Origin of the sequence: Micromonospora sp. NPDC047557 (genome assembly GCF_043205095.1) — a bacterium.
GTDB lineage: Bacteria > Actinomycetota > Actinomycetes > Mycobacteriales > Micromonosporaceae > Micromonospora.
Window position 1 is genome coordinate 14,216 of the sequence record NZ_JBIDDK010000010.1, and the last position, 16,801, is coordinate 31,016.

A 16,801-nucleotide genomic window follows, 5' to 3' on the forward strand; every position below is an offset into this window, starting at 1 on the left:
CGGGCCGCGCCCCGCGCTCGTCACTGGCCCTCCCAGACCGCCTTCGCGCCGGAGTCGCCGGTACGGACCACGTAGTACACGGCGATGGCGGCGGCCACCACCGACAGCACCTGCAACACCAGCGTCAGCGCCCGACCGGAGCGCGCGCCCTCGGCGCCGCGCGGCGCGACGAACCAGACCAGCGCCAGCGCCACGACCCCCAGCCCGATCGCGGCGTAGAGGGTGAGGTCACCGAAATCCTGGTGCGCCTCCAGCTTCGGGACGAACTCGGGCGTGACACGGTTGGCGGAGCGCATACGCGCGAAGAACGCGTCGCCGGTGAGCTTCGCCAACAGGGCGGCGACCGGCGCGCCCACCGCGAGCAGGCCCAGCACCCAGCGTGTGTGCGGCCGGATCGGCGCGACGAGCGCGTACGCGACCGTCAGGAGGGCCAGCAGCGGCACGAACACGACCGCTGCGTGCAGCACGAGAGGGTGGGCGGGGATACCCATGAACTCCTCGAACATCGGCGTCTCCTCCGAACGGGGTGGACGTCGATCGTCCGAGAAGGACGTTATCGGTCGCGCCTGGACATGTCAGCCCTCGGGCTCGCCTCAACTGCGCGAGCGCGGCAGGCAGTCCTTCTTGTACTTCAGACCCGAGCCGCACCAACACGGGTCGTTACGCTCCGGTGGCCAGGGAATCCGCGAGCTGGGTCGCGCCGACACCTCGACCGCGTAGCCGGCCCGGATCGCCGCGTCGGTCGGGTCGCCGTCGCGTCGACCGGCGAACGCGTCCAGGCCGGCCACTGTCGCTCTGAACACGCCCAGCCCGGTCCGGCCGGCACTCGTCAGCCGTACCAGCTCCTTCTCCAGTCGGGCCCGGTGCGCGTCCCAGTCCGGCCCGTACACGTCGGTCAGCTCGGGGTGCTCGGCGAGCAGACGGTCGAACTCGGCCCGGGGCCACAGGAGCAGATCGGACTCAGCGCCCTGACGCTCTGCGGCCCGGCGGACGAGCTGGTTCTCCAGGCGGTCGGCCAGATCGTCCTGCCGGTCGTGCGGCAGGTTGAGATTCCGGCGTACCCGATGGCGCTGTTGCAGCAGGAAAAAGAGCACACCGGGGTCGTCCGGCGGGCCGACCTCCGGGTCGGCCGCCGCCCCGGCCCGCTCACCCAACAGGGTGTCGACCGCCTCGCTGAGCCAGGTCTCGGCGATCGCCGAACGGCCGGCCGCGTCCAGCGCCGCGCTGATGTAGGCGGGCGCGTCGGGCTGCGTGAGCAGCAACGGCCGCAGCGCGGTCAGCTCCGCCATCGCCTCGTCGTCCCGACCTCCGGCCTGGAACATCGCCCGGGCCCGCAGCGCGCGCACGACGCCGGCCCGGGGATCGTCGGCGGACGGGTACGCCGCGAGCGCCTCGTCCGCGTACCGCAGTGCGGCGTCGGGCCTGGCCCGGACCTGGGCGATCTCGGCGGCCAGGGTCAGCGCGTCCCCGGCGTCGTCCGGATCCTCCAGGCGGCCCTGCCGGGCCGCCTCGGCGATGTCGGCGGCGACACCGAGCGGGTCGGCCGCCCCGAGCGCCGAACGGCGGAGTTCGGCGAGGTCAGCCTTGGTGAGTACGTCTCTCGTCGGCACGACCTCACGGTACGTCGGCCTGCTTCCGCCCGGCCGAATTATGGCCATCTGCCGTCAACCAGCCCTCGATAGCGTCCGGTCGCCAGTTTCTCGACCAGATCGCACAAAGGCGGAGTTATGGGCACGGTGGATCGCCGTACGTTCCTCAAGGCAATGGGTGTTCCCGCGATCGGCGCGGCGCTCCCGCTGGACCTCAGCAAGGCGCTCGCCATCCCGGCGAACAACCGGACCGGCTCGATCAACGACGTCGAGCACGTGATCATCCTGATGCAGGAGAACCGGTCCTTCGACCACTACTTCGGCACCCTGCGCGGCGTACGCGGCTTCGGCGACCCGCATCCGGCGACACTGCCGTCCGGCAAGGACGTGTGGCACCAGCCCAATGGCGCCGACGAGCTGCTGCCCTTCCGCCCCGAGGTGAAGGACCTCGGCCAGACCTTCCTGCCGGACCCGCCGCACGGCTGGAACGACGGGCACGCCGCCTGGAACGACGGCCGGTTCGACGGGTGGGTGCCCAACAAGGGCGTCACGGCGATGACGTACCACACCCGCCAGGACCTGCCCTACCACCACGCGCTCGCGGACGCCTTCACCGTCTGCGACAGCTACCACTGCTCACTGATGGGCCCGACCGATCCGAACCGCTACCACATGTGGAGCGGCTGGGTCGGCAACGACGGCAAGGGCGGCGGCCCGGTCATCACCAACGCGGAGGCCGGCTACGACTGGTCGACGTACCCGGAGCGGCTGGAGCGCAACGGCATCTCCTGGAAGATCTACCAGGACGTCGGCACCGGCCTCAACGCCGCCGGCTCCTGGGGCTGGACGAACGACCCGTACATCGGCAACTACGGCGACAACTCGCTGCTCTACTTCCACCAGTACCAGAACGCGCAGCCCGGAACGCCCCTCGCGGACAAGGCCAAGACCGGCACGGAGATCCGCACCCAGGGCCGCGACCCCGAGGCGCTGCTCGCCGACTTCCGGGCCGACGTCGAGGCGGGACGCCTGCCGCAGGTCTCCTGGATCACCGCTCCCGAGGCGTACACCGAGCACCCGAACTGGGGGCCGGCGTTCGGCGCCTGGTACATCTCGCAGGTCATCGACATCCTCGCGTCGAACCCCGAGGTGTGGAGCAAGATGGCGCTCTTCATCACGTACGACGAGGAGGGTGGCTTCTTCGACCACGTGGTCCCGCCGACGCCTCCGCAGACCCGCGAGCACGGGCAGTCGACAGTGCCGACCACCAACGAGATCTTCCCCGGCGACGCCGACCACCCGGCGGGCCCGTACGGTCTCGGCATCCGCGTACCGATGATCATCGTGTCGCCGTGGACCCGCGGCGGCTACGTCAACTCCCAGGTCTTCGACCACACCTCGCTGATCAAGTTCCTGGAGACGCGGTTCGGGCACGGCCGGCCGGACCTGGTCGAGAAGAACATCACCCCGTGGCGTCGGGCCCTCGTCGGTGACCTGACCACGGCCTTCGACTTCCGGCACCCGAACCGGTCGCGTGAGGTCACGCTGCCGGACACGGACGACTTCAAGCCCGACGACCTGGTCCGGCACCCCGACGAGGTGCCGGTGCCCCCGGCCGAGGGGCGGTTGCCGAAGCAGGAGCGCGGCGTACGGCCGGCGCGGGCGATCCCGTACACCCTGCAGGCCGACGGCCACGCCGCCGACGGCGCGTTCCGGATCGACTTCCGCAACACCGGCGGCGCCGGCGCGGTCTTCCAGGTCCGCCAGGCGGGCAGCACGGCGGCGCCGCGCAGCTACACCGTCGAGCCGGGCAAGCGCCTCACGGACACCTGGGCGATCGAGTCCTCGTACGACCTGTCGGTGCACGGGCCGAACGGCTTCCACCGCCGGTTCGCGGGCGGCCGTTCGCAGCTCGACGTCACCGCCTCGTACGACGAGCACGACCACAAGGTCGTCCTCACGCTGGGCAACCGGGGCGCGAAGCGGGTCGAGGTGACCGTCCGGGACGGGTACCACTCCCGTCCGGTGACGCTGGCGCTGCGGCCCGGCGAGGCGGAGCGGGCGACGTGGGCGCTCGCCCGCACGCACGGCTGGTACGACCTGACTCTCACCGTCGCGGGCGACGCCGGCTTCGCGTACCGCTACGCCGGTCACGTCGAGAACGGCAAGGACAGCATCAGCGACCCGGCCCTCGGCGGGTTGGTCTAAACGACGCCGCGGCACCCGGACCTGTTGGTCCGGGTGCCGCTCGGCAGGGCGGATCCTCCGTTGAGCGGTATGACTCACCGGAATATTTATGACTCTGAGTCATACCGCTTCCCGCCACATCCGACCCCGCTGACGCCACGCTCCGTGGCACCCCGCGCCTGGACGCTCAGAACTCCTCGTACACCGCCGGGTCCTGGTCCGCGAGCCGCCCGTCCGGGCGGCCCAGCGCGGTGATGGCCTCGACCTGCGCGTCGGTGAGCTTGATGTCGAAGACGTCCAGGTTCTCGATCTGCCGCTGCGGCGACGCGGCCTTGGGCAGCGGGATCACCTGGCGGGCCACGTGCCAGGCGAGGATGGTCTGCGCCGGGGTGACGCCGTGGGCGTTCGCGATCTCGGTGATGACGGGATGCTGTTGCAGGTCGTTGCCGTGCCCGAGCGGGCTCCAACCCTGCACGAGGATTCCGTGCTCCCGGTGGTAGTCGAGCGCCTCCTGCTGCGGGAAGTACGGATGCACCTCGATCTGGTTGACCACCGGGGCGACCCCGGTCTCGGCCACCAGCCGGTCGATGTGCTCCGGCAGGAAGTTGGAGAGACCGATGTGTTTCACCAGCCCGCGCTCGCGTGCCTCGATGAGCGCGCGCCACGCCTGCACGTACCTGCCGACCTTCGGGTTCGGCCAGTGGATCAGGTACAGGTCGATCCGGTCGAGGCCGGTGCGGAAGACGCTCTCCTCGACTGTGGTCAGCGCCTCGTCGTAGGCGTGGTGCCGACCAGGCAGCTTCGAGGTGACGACCAGCTCGCCGCGGACGTCGCCCGCCGCACGAGTGGCCCGACCCACCGCGCCCTCGTTCTCGTAGTTCACTGCCGAGTCGAGCAACCGGTAACCTGCCCGGATCGCCTGCCCGATCGCGTCGACACCCGCCGAGCCGTTCAGCCGGTACGTGCCGAGCCCGATCGCCGGCAGCGTGGTGCCGTCGGCGGCTGTCAGGTGCGGAATCGTCATGCTGGGGACCCTACCGGTGCGTCTCGGATGGCGAGTGCGGCCTGGATGAGCGCGGCGTGGGTCAGCGTCTGGGGGTAGTTGCCGAGGTGGGCGCCCGTCGCGGGGTTCACCTCCTCGGGGTAGAGGCCGAGTGGGCTGGCGTACTCGACAGTGGCCTGGAACAGGTCGACGGCCGCGCGGCGACGCCCGGTGCGGGCAAGTCCCTGAGCGAGCCAGAACGAGCAGGGCAGGAACGCGCCCTCGGTGCCGGGGAGGCCGTCACGTCCGGGCGGGTAGCGGTAGAGCAGTGGACCGCCGGCGGAGAGCCGGCCCTGGATGGCGTCGATGGTGCCCCGTACCCGGGGCGACTCGGTCCGGTCCAGGCCGAGCAACGGCAGCACGAGCAGAGCCGCGTCGAGATCCTGGGATCCGTAGCTGCGGACGTAGCTGGCTGCCGTCGGGTCGAAGCCGCGCGTCCGGACCTCGGCGGCGATGGCATCCCGGGCTTTCTGCCAGCGTCGACGTTGGCGGTCGGGCAGGGGGTGCGTGTCGGCGATGGCCAGGGCGCGGTCCAGGGCGAGCCAGCCCATGAGCTTGGAATGGACGTGTTGCGCGGGCTCGCGTACCTCCCAGATGCCGGCGTCCGGCTCCTGCCAACAACCGGCTACCACGTCGGCGAAACCGCGCACCGCCCGCCACGTCTCGGCGTAGAGGCGGTGTCCGGCCTGAGCGAACGCCCAGGCCGCGTCGATCACCCAGCCGTAGCCGTCGAGCTGGTGTTGGCCGGCGGCGCCGTTGCCGATCCGCACCGGACGGCTGTCGAGGTAGCCGGGCCAACCGCCCAGTTCTCGTTCCGCTGGCACGTGTCGGCCGTGCAGGGTGAGCAGCGCCGGCAGACGTGGCCGTTGCAACCGACTGGCGTGCAACAGCCACGCGAGGAAACCCTGGGCCTCGTCGGTCTTGCCGACGCTGAGGAAGGCGCTGACACCGATGCTGGCGTCACGGGGCCAGACGTAGCGGTAGTCCCAGTTCCGTACCCCACCAGGGTCCTCGGGCAGTGACGTGGTGGGCGCGGCCACCGGCGCTCCCGAGGGCGAGTAGGTCAACAGCCGCAAGGTGAGCAGGCTTCGTGCGACGTGTTCCCGGAAAGGCAGCCGCTCGTCGATCTCCGCGGTCCAGGCCCGCCACCGGGCCTCGTCCTCGATGAGGAGGTCCCAGGCGGCCGTCGGCTCGACGTGGATCACCGGTTCGCGGTGCGCCACCGCCAGCACGAGGGTGACCGGCCGGCCGGGCCGGACCGTGATCGAGGTGGGCCGACCCGGTTCGATTCGGAACCTGGGCGTGCTGTCCAGCGCGACCGCGAGCGGCCCCCACTCACACACGAGGGCCTGGCGTCGGTGGTGGACCCGGGGCCGGCGGCGCCGTGCGCCAAGGCGGGGATCGAACTCCACCACCGCGTCGAGGGCTGCCTGCTCGGCCGACAGCCGTCGCACGATCAGTGTCGTGGGCAGCAGGCGACCGCTGACCTCGGCCACCATCGCCTCCGTGAGGCGGAGCCGGCCGCCGCCCACCGCCCAGGTGGTCTCCAGGGTGGCGGTGTGCTGCCGGTAACGCCGCTCGACGACCGTGGCCGGCCCGGCCGGGCCGACCCGGAACGTTCCGGCGTCCGGGCCCCCGACCAGCCTGCCGAACAGGGGATCGCCGTCGAAGCGTGGCACGCAGAGCCAGTCCATGCCGCCGTCACTCGCGACCAGGGCGGCGGTACGGGTGTCGCCCAGCAGGCCGTAGTCGCTGATCCGTGGCGAACCAGTCATGGAGATCGCTCCTTGACGAGCCGCGCTGGCGGACAGCGGGTCACCTGGCTTGCAGGAGCAGCCCGAGGAAAGCCCCGTAGACGACGTGGACGACAGCCGTGACCAGCGGGGTCTGGATGCCGTAGTTGACGGCGAACAGACCGGGCGGCTCCAACACCGCCGTGCTGGCCGGCCCCGCTCGCTGCGAGGCCATGCGCGGGTGGACGCCAGGAAGCAGCGGCAGAATCACCGTCAGCGCGATCCCGACGTGCACGATCCCGAACAGCGCCCCAATCCACCAGGTGGCACGGTGCAGCAGGGCGAACGCGGCCGCGTAACCGAGAGCGAAACCCTGACCGGCGCAGAGGTGGAGGAAGAACCCGACGACCCGCGCCTGATCGGGGTCCCCGGCGACGAAGGCCCCGAGCACCAGGGGAAGGTCGAGCCGAGTCAGGCCGGCCAGTTGAGCGGTGATCATCGCCGCGGTAAGCGCCGCGGTGGCGACCAACCCGAACAACGCCCATCCGGCCCAGTCCATCTCAGCAGTCGTCGACGTCGCGGGCGTTCTCGGTCATCGGTCCACCCTCCGGCTGAGCAGCGTGAATCCCACGGCCCCGACCGGACACCCGCCCACCGGGTGCCCGGTTTCTCACCATAAGCCACCGGAGGTGTCGCGCTGACCTGCTCGCCCAGACGTCCCTAGATGATCAGGGACTGTGTGCTGCGCGTCGGTCACGGCCAGGACGGGGGAGGTGGGCCGAATGCGCGGCGACCGGCCCGCACGGCCAGAGTGGCGAGGGCGGCGTTGGCGCCACCACCGATCACCATGCCGATACCGAACGGCGCCACGCGACCGAGAACGATGATGCCCTGCTTGGTTCCGTACTTTACGACGAAGTTCCGCCCCAGGATCTTGTTGATCTGACGCAGCGTTTCCACCGGTACCTTGGCGACAATCTGACGTCCCCAGTGTTGCCCCGTACGCTCGGCGACCTTGGTGATGGTGGCGGAGCCGGACCCGCCGAGCATGATTCCCATCACGATCGTTCGACGACGCTCAATCTCGTCGATGCGGACTCCGTGGACTTCGGCGATCGAGAGCGCGAACAGGGCGCTCATCTCCAGGGATGAGAGGGCCTCGCCGGCGGACAGTGCCAGTGCGATGCCTGTACCGACGCCGGGTGCCGCCGCAGCTCCTCCCACCGCAGCGCCCGTTCCGGTCAAGGCGCTGACGTACATTCGCTCCAGACCGCGGATCACCTCTGCTGGTGTCGCCTCTGGGTTCCGCTGGCGCGCGCGGGCGATGTTCTTCTGCACCAGCGGGTTCTGGAGGGCGATTGCCTTGTCCAGGAGGTCGAGAATTCGCTGCCCACGTTCGGCTGCCTCCGGAACCGGCTCGTCGAGGGCGTCGTCGTCAATGGGTAGGGCGAGCTCGTTCTCGGATCCCTCGGCCTCAGGCGCCATCTCACTTCCTTCATGATCGACATCGGGAGCATCACAGTAGGTGTCAATGTGGTCACCCCGGCTCAGCCGGAGAGGCACCTCATCCCGCGTAGCGTCCAGACGGGAGTGTCTGAACAGACCGAGCGCACGGTGCGAGCGCGTCTGGGTGCCGCGGCTCCGTGGGCGGGTCGGGCCGTATCCAGGCTGGTAGGACAAGGGGTATCCCTCATGGTCGTCAGCTGTCGGGGCCAGTTCGTGGTGCGGTCGGGGCTCAAGTCGCGCCAGGAGGGTGCTCACCTCGGTGTGCAGGCGTCGCAGCTCCGCCGCCGTCGGGGCCAGCTCATAGCAGTGGTGGTGCGTGGCGGTGGAGAGCGCCGCCCAGGCGAACGCCACCCGGCGGGCGGTTTCAGTGCCCGGCCCGAGCCGGCCACGCAGCATCAACTGCTTCGCGCGGCCCTGCCGGCATACCGCCACGGCCGGCTTGACCCGCTGCCAGTAGCCGTCGATGCCGCCCTCCAGGGCGAGCCGGATCAGGCAGGCACAGGCCCGCGGCCACCAACCGGCGCTCACCGCCGCGGCACCGAGCAGACCGGACCCACGCAATAACTGGTCGGCCGCCGCCAGGCAGCGCTGTGGCGTCGGCGCGGTCACGACAGCGCCGCCGCGAGGAGGCGGGCGTCCGCGACCAGGCCGGGCAGGTCCGCCAGGTACGCGCCGTGCACGCCCTCCCGGCACGCCTGGTACGCGTTCACCGCACGCCTTCCGTGCCGGCGGCCGAGCCAGCCGAGCACCTCGCCGCCCTTCTCGGCATCGTCGAACGCCGCCATCGCGACGATGGTGGCCAGCCGACGCGACGCCGCCTCGATGGCCGCCTCGATGTTGGCGTGGGGCACACCTCGGCCCACCCGTACCCGCCAGACCACTCGGTGGCAGGCCGCTTCCACCGCCGAGCGGCACAGCTCGGCGACCACCGGCCCGCGCACCTCGGCGGGGATGTCCTCGTTGCGGGCCAGCGCCGATGCGTCGTCGAGGTAGCGGGTCACCGGGTCGGAGCCGGGCCGCAGCGTCACCACCGACTTCTCCGCCCGGGTCACCTCGATGATTCGCGCCTTGCCCATGTCGAGCCGGCGCACCGCGTCCGGCAAGCGCGTGTCGTGGGTGAAGACGACCACCTGCCGCTGCTCGGCCAGCGCGGCGAGCACCCGGGCGAGCCCGTCCACCTTCGACGGATCCATGCTCTGCACCGGGTCGTCGACCACGATGAACCGGAACGGGCTCTCCGGGGCGCAGCTACGCGGCAGGAAGGTCGCCAACCCGAGGGCCTGCATCTCACCCTGGCTCATCACCCCGAGGGCCGTGCCGTTGTCGGCGCCGTCCACGCTGACCGGGAAGACCACCCGCCGTCGGGTGTTCGCGCCTTCCAGCGTCATCGCACCCAACTCGACGTTGCTTTCCTGCCGCAGCTGCGCCCAGATCTGCTGAGAGTGCTCCGCGAACGGCGCGACCCGCTCGTTGCGGATCTGCGTACCGGCGTCCTTCAGCCAGGCGCGCGCGGCCTTCAACCGGGTCAGGGTCGCCTCCCGCGCCGGCAGCCCGTCGGCGGCGGCCACCCGCTCGCGCACGTCGGCCGCCGCCGCCCGCCAACCGGTGTCGCGCTGCCGCAGGAACCCCTCGGCGTACGCGCGCGCCGCGTCCGCCGCCGTCACCACCGCCGGGTACCGCGCCGCCAGGTGGTCGGCCAGGTCGGCCGGCTCCCCGGGTACGCGCCGCAGCGCGGCCACGGCGTCCCGCAGCGCCCCGATCGTCGGCTCCGACCCGCGGCCCTCGGGCACCGCGAGGTCGTCGATCAGGTGGTGCGCCTGCCGCAGCAGAGCCGTCAGCCGGGTCGTCGCCGTCTGGGCGGCGACGCTGCGCTGCCGCAGGTCGGTAAGCGACTGCGCGGCGGCGGCACGCCACCCGCCGTCCAGGGTGCCGGTGGCGCACACCGGGCACGACCCGTCGCCCTCGTCGTCGTGGTGTTCGAGGGCGAGGCGGAGCAGCTCGGCGCTACGCAGCGCGGCCCGGGACCGGCCACCGTCGTAGCGCAGCGCCTCCGCCGCCGTTTCCCGCAGCTGGCCGGCCAGCCGGGTCACCTCGTCGACCGGCGGCGGGGCGAGGTCGGCGAGTTCCCGGCAGAGCAGCACCTCCCGGTCGGCAGTCGCCTCGTCCGGCTCGTCGAGGATCGCCGTCACCGCGCCGAGGTCGACCGAGCCCCGGCCACGCAGCAGAGCGGCGGTCCGCCGAGCCCGGTCGTCGGCGATCCTCGCAAGCGCGTCGGCCAGGGCGGTGCGCTGTGCGCGTACCTCCTTGATGGTGGCGTCGTGCGGCCGCGCGGCGCGCAGCAGACGCTGGTCGGCGTCGGTGAGCGCGTCCAGGCCGAGGATCGCGAAGAGCGCGTCGAAGAGCTGGCTCTGCGTGCCAGCGGCGAGCTTGCCCAGCTCGGCGGCGGTGAGGAACGGCCGGTACAGCTCCAGCGGGCGGGCCAGACCCAGCTCGGAGAGGCCGGCGTGCCGACCCTGGGCGCTGGTGACTGTCACCTCGGCGTCGGCCAGCTCGGCCCCGACCGGCCAGGAACGGTTCACCCGCGTCGGCGTGGGCACCCCGTCGACCCGAAGCTCGACGTCGACCCAGCACGGGTCCGGGCTGTGCAGGTTGCGCCACCCGGTACGCCAGACGCTGGTCTTGTCGGCCCACCGGGCGCTGTCACCGGTCAGGGCGAGCTCGACGGCCTCCGCGAAGCTGGACTTGCCGGAGCCGTTGCGTCCCACGACCAGAGTGAGGCCCGGGCCGGGGTCGACCTGGAGGGTCCGCTCCGGGCCGACGCCGCGGAAGCCGGCGACGGTCACCGACTTCAGCCAGATCCGCTCCGCCGGACCGTCGCCGGTAGGGGAACGGGGGTCGAGCCGGGTAGGGGTGCCGGCGAGGGCGGCGGTCAGGTCGTCCTCGGTGGTGAGGGCGGCGAGGACCAGCTCGGCGGTCTCGGTCGGTACGTCAGCGGCGGCGAGCCGGTCGAAGATCAGCTCGATCAGGGGCGTGGTGGGCTGCGGCGGCTGGGTCATGGTCGTCTCCAGGCGTGTGGTGTCCGCGGGCCGACGACTCGTCGGCCCGCCCGGGTGAGCGGTGGATGTGGGGAGTGCGCTGACGGCCGGGCTGCGGCAAGTAGCGGAGTCGGGGAGGTTGGTGGCCGTCGGACGCTGTGGAGCTGATGTCGCGAACGAATCAGCAGTTCAACGTCGGTCGCCTTCGCTCCGGGCACCCCGGCGAGCGGTCAGAGCGTGGCGTTCGCGTGCCAGTCGCGCAGGAACGCGTCGACCAGGGCGTGCGCCCGAGGACGCAGGTCGAAGGACTCTTCCCGCCTACGACGGGCCATGTGCGACAGGCCGTCGGCGGCCTCGTTGAGGGCGTGGCCGCTGTGCCCCTTGACGTGCGCGAACGTCAGGTCGGGACGGCGGGCCACCCGCTCGGCGAGCCGGACCAGGGTGGGCTGGTCCGACCAGCGGCGCTCTCGCAGGCTGTAGCCGGCCGGCATCGCGCCGGTTTCGCCGGCCTGCCAGCGGTGCAGGTAGCGCAGGGCGGCGAGGCAGTCCAGCAGCACCGTCATACCTAGCGGCGCATCGTCGTACCCGGTCAGCAGGTAGTCGACCGCGCGCAGCTCGTTGATCAGCACCCGGGAGACGCCGGTCGGGTCGAGCCGGCCGGTGCCCCGGCCGAGCAGGCCGTAGTGGCCGTCGCTGACGACGTACCCGATGCCGCCGACGCGGCCCTTCCAGCTGGCGTCGGTCGCGGCGACCAGCGGCGCGGACGCCGTCGCCCAGCGGACCACCCGGCCGCGGCCACGCTTCGGGTCGTCGCCGGACCGGCGGTGGATGCCGTGGCCGGCGGCCAGCCGCTCGGCGGTGTCGAGCAGCTCACCGGTGGAGGTCAGCTCGTCGTAGTGGGCGGCGGTGAGTGCCAGGCGGACGGCGTCGCCGATGCGCTGGCAGTCGTCGCAGCGGGTGGGGCGGGTGAAGGCGCGCAGGGTGAGGGCGCGGTCGTGCAGGGGAGGAGGGAGCAGGGCCAGGGCGCGGAGGAACTCATCGGGACGCACGACGCCTCCTGACGTCTTGGGGGAGGAAGGGCTTGTTGCGCGCTACAGAGCTGATGGCGTAGACGAATCAGGCGGGCGCGATGGTCCAGCTGCCGTCCGCCGTCACCTGCACGAGCGCGGGCGCCGTCAGCGGACGGACTCCCGAGTAACCACCGATCTCGTTGACCAGCAGGCCGCCCTCGCCGGTTTCCAGCGAGTAGGCGTGGACCACGAAGTTGGAGCTGCCCCGGGAGTGGGTGATCTTCACCGCGCTGGCGTCTCCGCCGAGGACGATGACGTTGTCGCCCTTCCCCGACGCCTTTCCCGAGGGGGCCTTGGTGGCCATCTGGTCGACCGATCCGATGGTCAGGGTCCAACTGCCCGTCGCCTCGACCTCGAACTGAGTGGTGAGCGCGCCGTCCTCAAGGTTGATCCAGCGCTTGCCGCTGTACGAGCCGATCTCGTTGACCAGCAGGCCCTCGGGCCCGTCGCTGCGCAGGACGGTGTTGCTGCTGCATCGACAGGTGAACTTCACGACGGCCAGATCGGTTAGCTCGGAAATCCGCACCACGTCATCACCCCGCCCCTTGATCACCTTGGGCTTGGGCGCCGGCGGGGTCGTGGTCGGAGCCGCCGTCGTCGGGGCCGCGGTGGTCGGCGACGCGGTGGTCGGCGACGCCGTCGTGGCAGCGGGGGTGGGGCTGCTGGAGCCCTGGCCGCTCGCGCCGGTCGAGGGCTTCCCATCATCGCTACTCACCGCCCCGATGACCGCACCGCCGCAGCAGAGGGCGATGACCAGGGCGATACCACCCGCCGCCCACGCCCGGACGTGGGCCCTCTTGCCAGGCGTGGCCGGCACAGGGGCGCCGAGCAGCATGCCGCCCGCAGGGGTGGCGGACGTCGGGTCGGCGGTGGGCTGGACCGAAGGCTGCGAGGGGTCGGCGGGCACGCCGGCCGGCATCGGGGTGGTCGGGTCGGTCACGGCAGGACTCCTCTGTGAACAGGTGGCGGTGTGAACAGCCGGGGATGCCGGGGCGGGCGGATCGGTGCCCGCCCCGGTGCGGAGGGGGAGAGGTCAGCTGAGGGCGACGTCGATGCCGCCGGAGAACATCGAGTCGTGGAGTTCGAGCTTGGTGAGCTTCACGTTCTTCGGGATGTCGAAGACGAACACGCCCGTCACCTGGTTGCCGGGGTTGATCTCCTCGAAGAAGGTGCTCTGCTCCTTGTTGGCGTAGAGGCCGGCCTCGGTGTCGGACGAGTACTCGGTGCCGTCGGCGGCGTAAGCCTTCTGGCTGCTGCCGTCGAGGGTCTGCGGCTCCTTGCCGATGTTCTTGACGTTGATCGTGACCAGGCAGAACTGGCCCTGGGCCTTGTCGCCGAGCATCGAGGTGCCGACCTTCGCGACGCCGCACTTGGACGACTTGACCGTGAACTCGAACTTCCCGTCCCGGGCCGCCTGGCCGATCTTCGCGGTCTTCGCCGGCTTGTCCTCGCCCTTGGCGCTCCCGGCGTCCGCCTTGCTGGTGGTGGCGTCGTCGGTGGCACCGGAGCCGCAGCCCAAGGCGACGAGGCCGGTGGCGATCAGAGCGAGAGTGGTGGTCTTGCGCATCGTTGTCCTCCTGATGTGAACGTTGCGGCGTCAATAAGAGCATCGTCCGAGAACGGTGTCAACACACAATCTCATGCTTGACAGGCGTGCGAGACTTTCGGGGTGCAGGAGAACCCGACCATCACGGCAGCGGAGATCGCCCGGCTCGCCGGCGTCGGTCGCGCTGCGGTCAGCAACTGGCGTAAACGGCATCCCGACTTCCCCGCCCCGGTGGGCGGGACGACGGCGAGCCCGGAGTTCGACCTGATCCAGGTCGAGCAGTGGTTACGCACCCAGGGCAAGCTCCCCGAGCTCGCCACCGCCGACCGGCTCTGGCGACACCTCGCCGCGGCCAGCGACTCCCCGGCCGCCGGCCTCGCCTCCGTCGGCGCCCTCCTCCTGGCCCGCCAGCGCGGCTCCCGCAGCGCCAGCATCGACGCGCAACTCGCGCCGCTGTTGCCCGACGTCGACGCCCTCGCCGACGAACTAGGCCCGCAGGGCGCGTTCGACGAGCTGTGGCAGCGGTTCTCCGCACCCGGCCCCGGCCGCCCCTTCGCCACCCCCGACGACCTCGCCGACCTGATGATCGGGCTCGCCAACGTCGGCGGCGGCTCGGTGCTCGACCCGGCCGCCGGCTCCGGCGCCATCCTGCGAGCCGCCGTCCGCGCCGGCAGCACCTCCGTCTACGGGCAGGAACTCGACGGCGACCTGGCTCGGCTTGCGGGCCTGTGGCTGGCCCTGCACGACGTACCCGGGGAGGTCAGCACCGGTGACTCGCTGCGCGCCGACGCCTTCGCCGGCCGCGCCGTCGACGCCGTCGTCTGCCACCCACCCTTCGGCGCGACAAACTGGGGCGACGACGAACTCGGCCACGACCCCCGCTGGATCGTCGGCACCACACCCCGTACCGAACCCGAGCTGGCCTGGGTGCAGCACGCCCTCGCCCACCTGCGGGTCGGCGGACACGCCGTTTTGCTGATGCCACCCACGGTCGCCAGCCGCCGCGCCGGCAAACGCATCCGCGGCGAGCTGCTACGCCGAGGTCACCTACGTGCCGTCATCGCGCTTCCGCCGGGCGTGGCCGCTCCGCACGGCGTACCCCTGCACCTGTGGGTGCTGCGACGCGCTGCGACCGACGCGCCGCCTCCGGCGCGGGCGCTGCTGATCGACGCCGGCAGCGGCGACCTGGCCGACACCGCGCCGCGCGTGCTGGCCGCGTGGCGGGCCTTCGCCGCTGCCTCGGATGGTGACGTGGAGGAGGCCGGGTTCGCCCGTGCGGTCCCGGTCATCGAGCTGCTCGACGAGGACGTCGACCTCACCCCCGCACGCCGGCAACCCGCCGTCGTGGGCGAGGCTTCCGGAGAGCATCTGGTACGCACCAGAGAACGGCTGGCCGCCATCGTCGGCGAGCTGCCGGCGCTGCTTCCGCAGTTCACTGGCGCCGCAGACGCGCCAGAGTCCGGCACCCTGTCCGTCGCCGAGCTGGCACGCACTGGCGCCCTGCAGCTGATCGGCCCCATCCGTGCTGCGTCCGGCAGGGGGGAGAGTGACGCGGCAGATCACGGCCAGGGGCAGCTCGTCCTCAACGGCAGGGACGTTGTCGCAGGTGTCGACGCATCCCGGCGGGACGACGGCGCGCTCCTCGACCGCGTTCCGCTGAAGGTGGGGGATGTTGTGGTGCCGGTGGCGGCACGGCAACTGATCTCACGGGTGATCACATCAGATGGGGTGCTCCTCGGTGCCAACCTCTATCTGCTGCGCCCTAACCCGGCCGCGCTCGATCCGTGGTTTATGGCCGGGCAGTTGCGCAACTCGGCCAACGACAAGCAAACGACGAGCCTGTCTGGTTCACGGGTCGACGTCCGCCGGGCACAGATCCGGCGGCTGCCGTTGGATGAGCAACGGGCGCAAGGAGAGGCATTCCAGCGTCTCCTCGCGTTCGAGTCTGCTGTCGCGGAGGTGAGCTCGCTCAGCGCCGAGCTGGTGCGACTCACCGCGGACGGACTCGCCGCCGGCACCCTTCGCTCCGGGGACGGTACGAAGTGACCGCAGACCCGAACAATCCCGCGGCGCGGACCTGCGACTACCGGATTTTGCTACCGAACGACGCATCGACCTACGACAAAAGCGTGGTGGAGGGCGGCCTCACAGCTGAAGAGCAGGATTGGCTCAGGCAGCAGCGCCGTGAGTGGGAAGCCCGGTCTGGCGGTGGGCGCCGCAGCCCGGAGGAACTGGTCAGCAGTCACTCGATCGACGTAGTGCCGGCGCGGTGGGCGAAGTTCGATCAATGGCCGTCCTTCGATAGCGATGCTTCGTCCTCTCTATCGCTGAGTCGAGGCGACGTGACAGAGGTGGCGCGACAGTGCCGTGAGCGCGAACTGTGGCTGCCGCTGCTGGTGACGTCCTTTGCCTGGGGCTGGGGGAACCGTGGGTTTGGCCCTACCCGGCTGCGCTGGGTCGTGGATGGCAAGGCAGGCTTGCCGGGACTGCCGACGAGTGAGATTCAGAAGCGGCTGGCCACCGCAGTCAACATCCTCGACCAGCGAGGCGCTGGCGCCGCCTATCAGTTGCTACTCGATGCCGGCAGGATCTCCGGATTTGGGCCGGCCTTCTTCACGAAGTTTCTCTACTTCGCCAGCAGGACGGTCAGTGGGCAGTGTCCAGCTCTGATCCTGGATGCGCGGCTGGCGAGGCAGATGCGGGGTTTCTGGCAACGGCGGGCCGACAAGCCGTACGCGGTCAACGGCCGCTCGGCCCGCTGGCTCTGGCAAGGTCCCCGCTGGTCGACCCGCCGCTATCAGATTTACCGGGCCTTCATCTGTCGGGCGACCGTGCAACTGTCGGAGTCGGGAGAGCGGTGGACGCCCGAGCTGGTGGAGCTGCTGCTTTTCCGGGCAACCCGGGTGACCTGACCTATCGATGTCGTGCATCTGACGAGCTAGGCGGTCCCGTCCACGGGACGTTCAGGGGATGATCGTTTGGCCGTCCCTCGCTGTCCTGTGAAGTGAACAAACAAGCCTTTCGGCGGACTGTGACCTCACGAGTACCGGGCGTACGGTGCGGGTCGGATCGAGTGGGGCGAACCAACAATGG

13 protein-coding genes are annotated in these 16,801 nt (G+C 71.1%); 3 read left to right on the forward strand and 10 right to left on the reverse strand.

Going from position 1 to position 16,801, the window contains the following annotated elements; all coding sequences use genetic code 11:
* Positions 1-20: 20 nt before the first annotated feature.
* On the reverse strand, positions 21-506 hold the full coding sequence (locus ACGGAQ_RS22160; protein ID WP_393052072.1) for a DUF2231 domain-containing protein: 486 nt from the start codon (positions 504-506) through the stop codon (positions 21-23).
* A gap of 87 nt (positions 507-593) precedes the next feature.
* Complete coding sequence (locus ACGGAQ_RS22165; RefSeq protein ID WP_393052074.1) at positions 594-1,610, reverse strand: SEC-C metal-binding domain-containing protein; 1,017 nt, start codon at positions 1,608-1,610, stop codon at positions 594-596.
* 117 nt (positions 1,611-1,727) lie between these two features.
* Here ACGGAQ_RS22165 and ACGGAQ_RS22170 point away from each other — a divergent pair, with 117 nt between their 5' ends.
* The gene (locus ACGGAQ_RS22170; RefSeq protein WP_393052076.1) at positions 1,728-3,797 is read left to right on the forward strand and encodes a phosphocholine-specific phospholipase C; all 2,070 of its coding nucleotides are present in this window, start codon (positions 1,728-1,730) and stop codon (positions 3,795-3,797) included.
* Positions 3,798-3,963: 166 nt separating this feature from the next.
* On the opposite strand, the gene ACGGAQ_RS22175 is transcribed toward ACGGAQ_RS22170, so the two are convergent.
* From ACGGAQ_RS22175 to ACGGAQ_RS22210, 8 genes are all read right to left on the reverse strand, one after another.
* A complete protein-coding gene (locus ACGGAQ_RS22175; RefSeq protein ID WP_393052077.1) occupies positions 3,964-4,800 on the reverse strand; it encodes an aldo/keto reductase in 837 nt (278 codons plus the stop codon).
* Positions 4,797-6,593 carry a glycoside hydrolase family 15 protein gene (locus ACGGAQ_RS22180; RefSeq protein ID WP_393052079.1) on the reverse strand — a complete coding sequence of 599 codons (1,797 nt, stop codon included), beginning with the start codon at positions 6,591-6,593 and terminating at the stop codon, positions 4,797-4,799. Before ACGGAQ_RS22180 ends, ACGGAQ_RS22175 begins: the two co-directional genes overlap by 4 nt.
* Before the next feature lie 40 nt (positions 6,594-6,633).
* Positions 6,634-7,110 carry a hypothetical protein gene (locus ACGGAQ_RS22185; RefSeq protein ID WP_393052081.1) on the reverse strand — a complete coding sequence of 159 codons (477 nt, stop codon included), beginning with the start codon at positions 7,108-7,110 and terminating at the stop codon, positions 6,634-6,636.
* A 194-nt stretch (positions 7,111-7,304) separates the two neighbouring features.
* Positions 7,305-8,666, reverse strand: coding sequence for a hypothetical protein (locus ACGGAQ_RS22190; RefSeq protein ID WP_393052083.1), 1,362 nt, complete (start codon positions 8,664-8,666; stop codon positions 7,305-7,307).
* Complete coding sequence (locus ACGGAQ_RS22195) at positions 8,663-11,113, reverse strand: AAA family ATPase (protein WP_393052085.1); 2,451 nt, start codon at positions 11,111-11,113, stop codon at positions 8,663-8,665. Before ACGGAQ_RS22195 ends, ACGGAQ_RS22190 begins: the two co-directional genes overlap by 4 nt.
* Before the next feature lie 209 nt (positions 11,114-11,322).
* Positions 11,323-12,141, reverse strand: coding sequence for a ribonuclease HI (locus ACGGAQ_RS22200; protein WP_393052086.1), 819 nt, complete (start codon positions 12,139-12,141; stop codon positions 11,323-11,325).
* Positions 12,142-12,208: 67 nt separating this feature from the next.
* The gene (locus ACGGAQ_RS22205) at positions 12,209-13,102 is read right to left on the reverse strand and encodes a hypothetical protein (protein ID WP_393052088.1); all 894 of its coding nucleotides are present in this window, start codon (positions 13,100-13,102) and stop codon (positions 12,209-12,211) included.
* Between the two features lie 93 nt (positions 13,103-13,195).
* Positions 13,196-13,729, reverse strand: coding sequence for a DUF4352 domain-containing protein (locus ACGGAQ_RS22210; protein WP_393052089.1), 534 nt, complete (start codon positions 13,727-13,729; stop codon positions 13,196-13,198).
* A gap of 102 nt (positions 13,730-13,831) precedes the next feature.
* Between ACGGAQ_RS22210 and ACGGAQ_RS22215 the strand changes: the two genes are divergently transcribed.
* Together ACGGAQ_RS22215 and ACGGAQ_RS22220 are read left to right on the forward strand one after the other, a co-directional pair.
* Entirely contained in the window at positions 13,832-15,754 is a 1,923-nt protein-coding gene (locus tag ACGGAQ_RS22215) for an N-6 DNA methylase (RefSeq protein ID WP_393052091.1), read from the forward strand.
* A complete protein-coding gene (locus tag ACGGAQ_RS22220) occupies positions 15,751-16,620 on the forward strand; it encodes a hypothetical protein (RefSeq protein WP_393052093.1) in 870 nt (289 codons plus the stop codon). Before ACGGAQ_RS22215 ends, ACGGAQ_RS22220 begins: the two co-directional genes overlap by 4 nt.
* Positions 16,621-16,801: the final 181 nt, after the last annotated feature.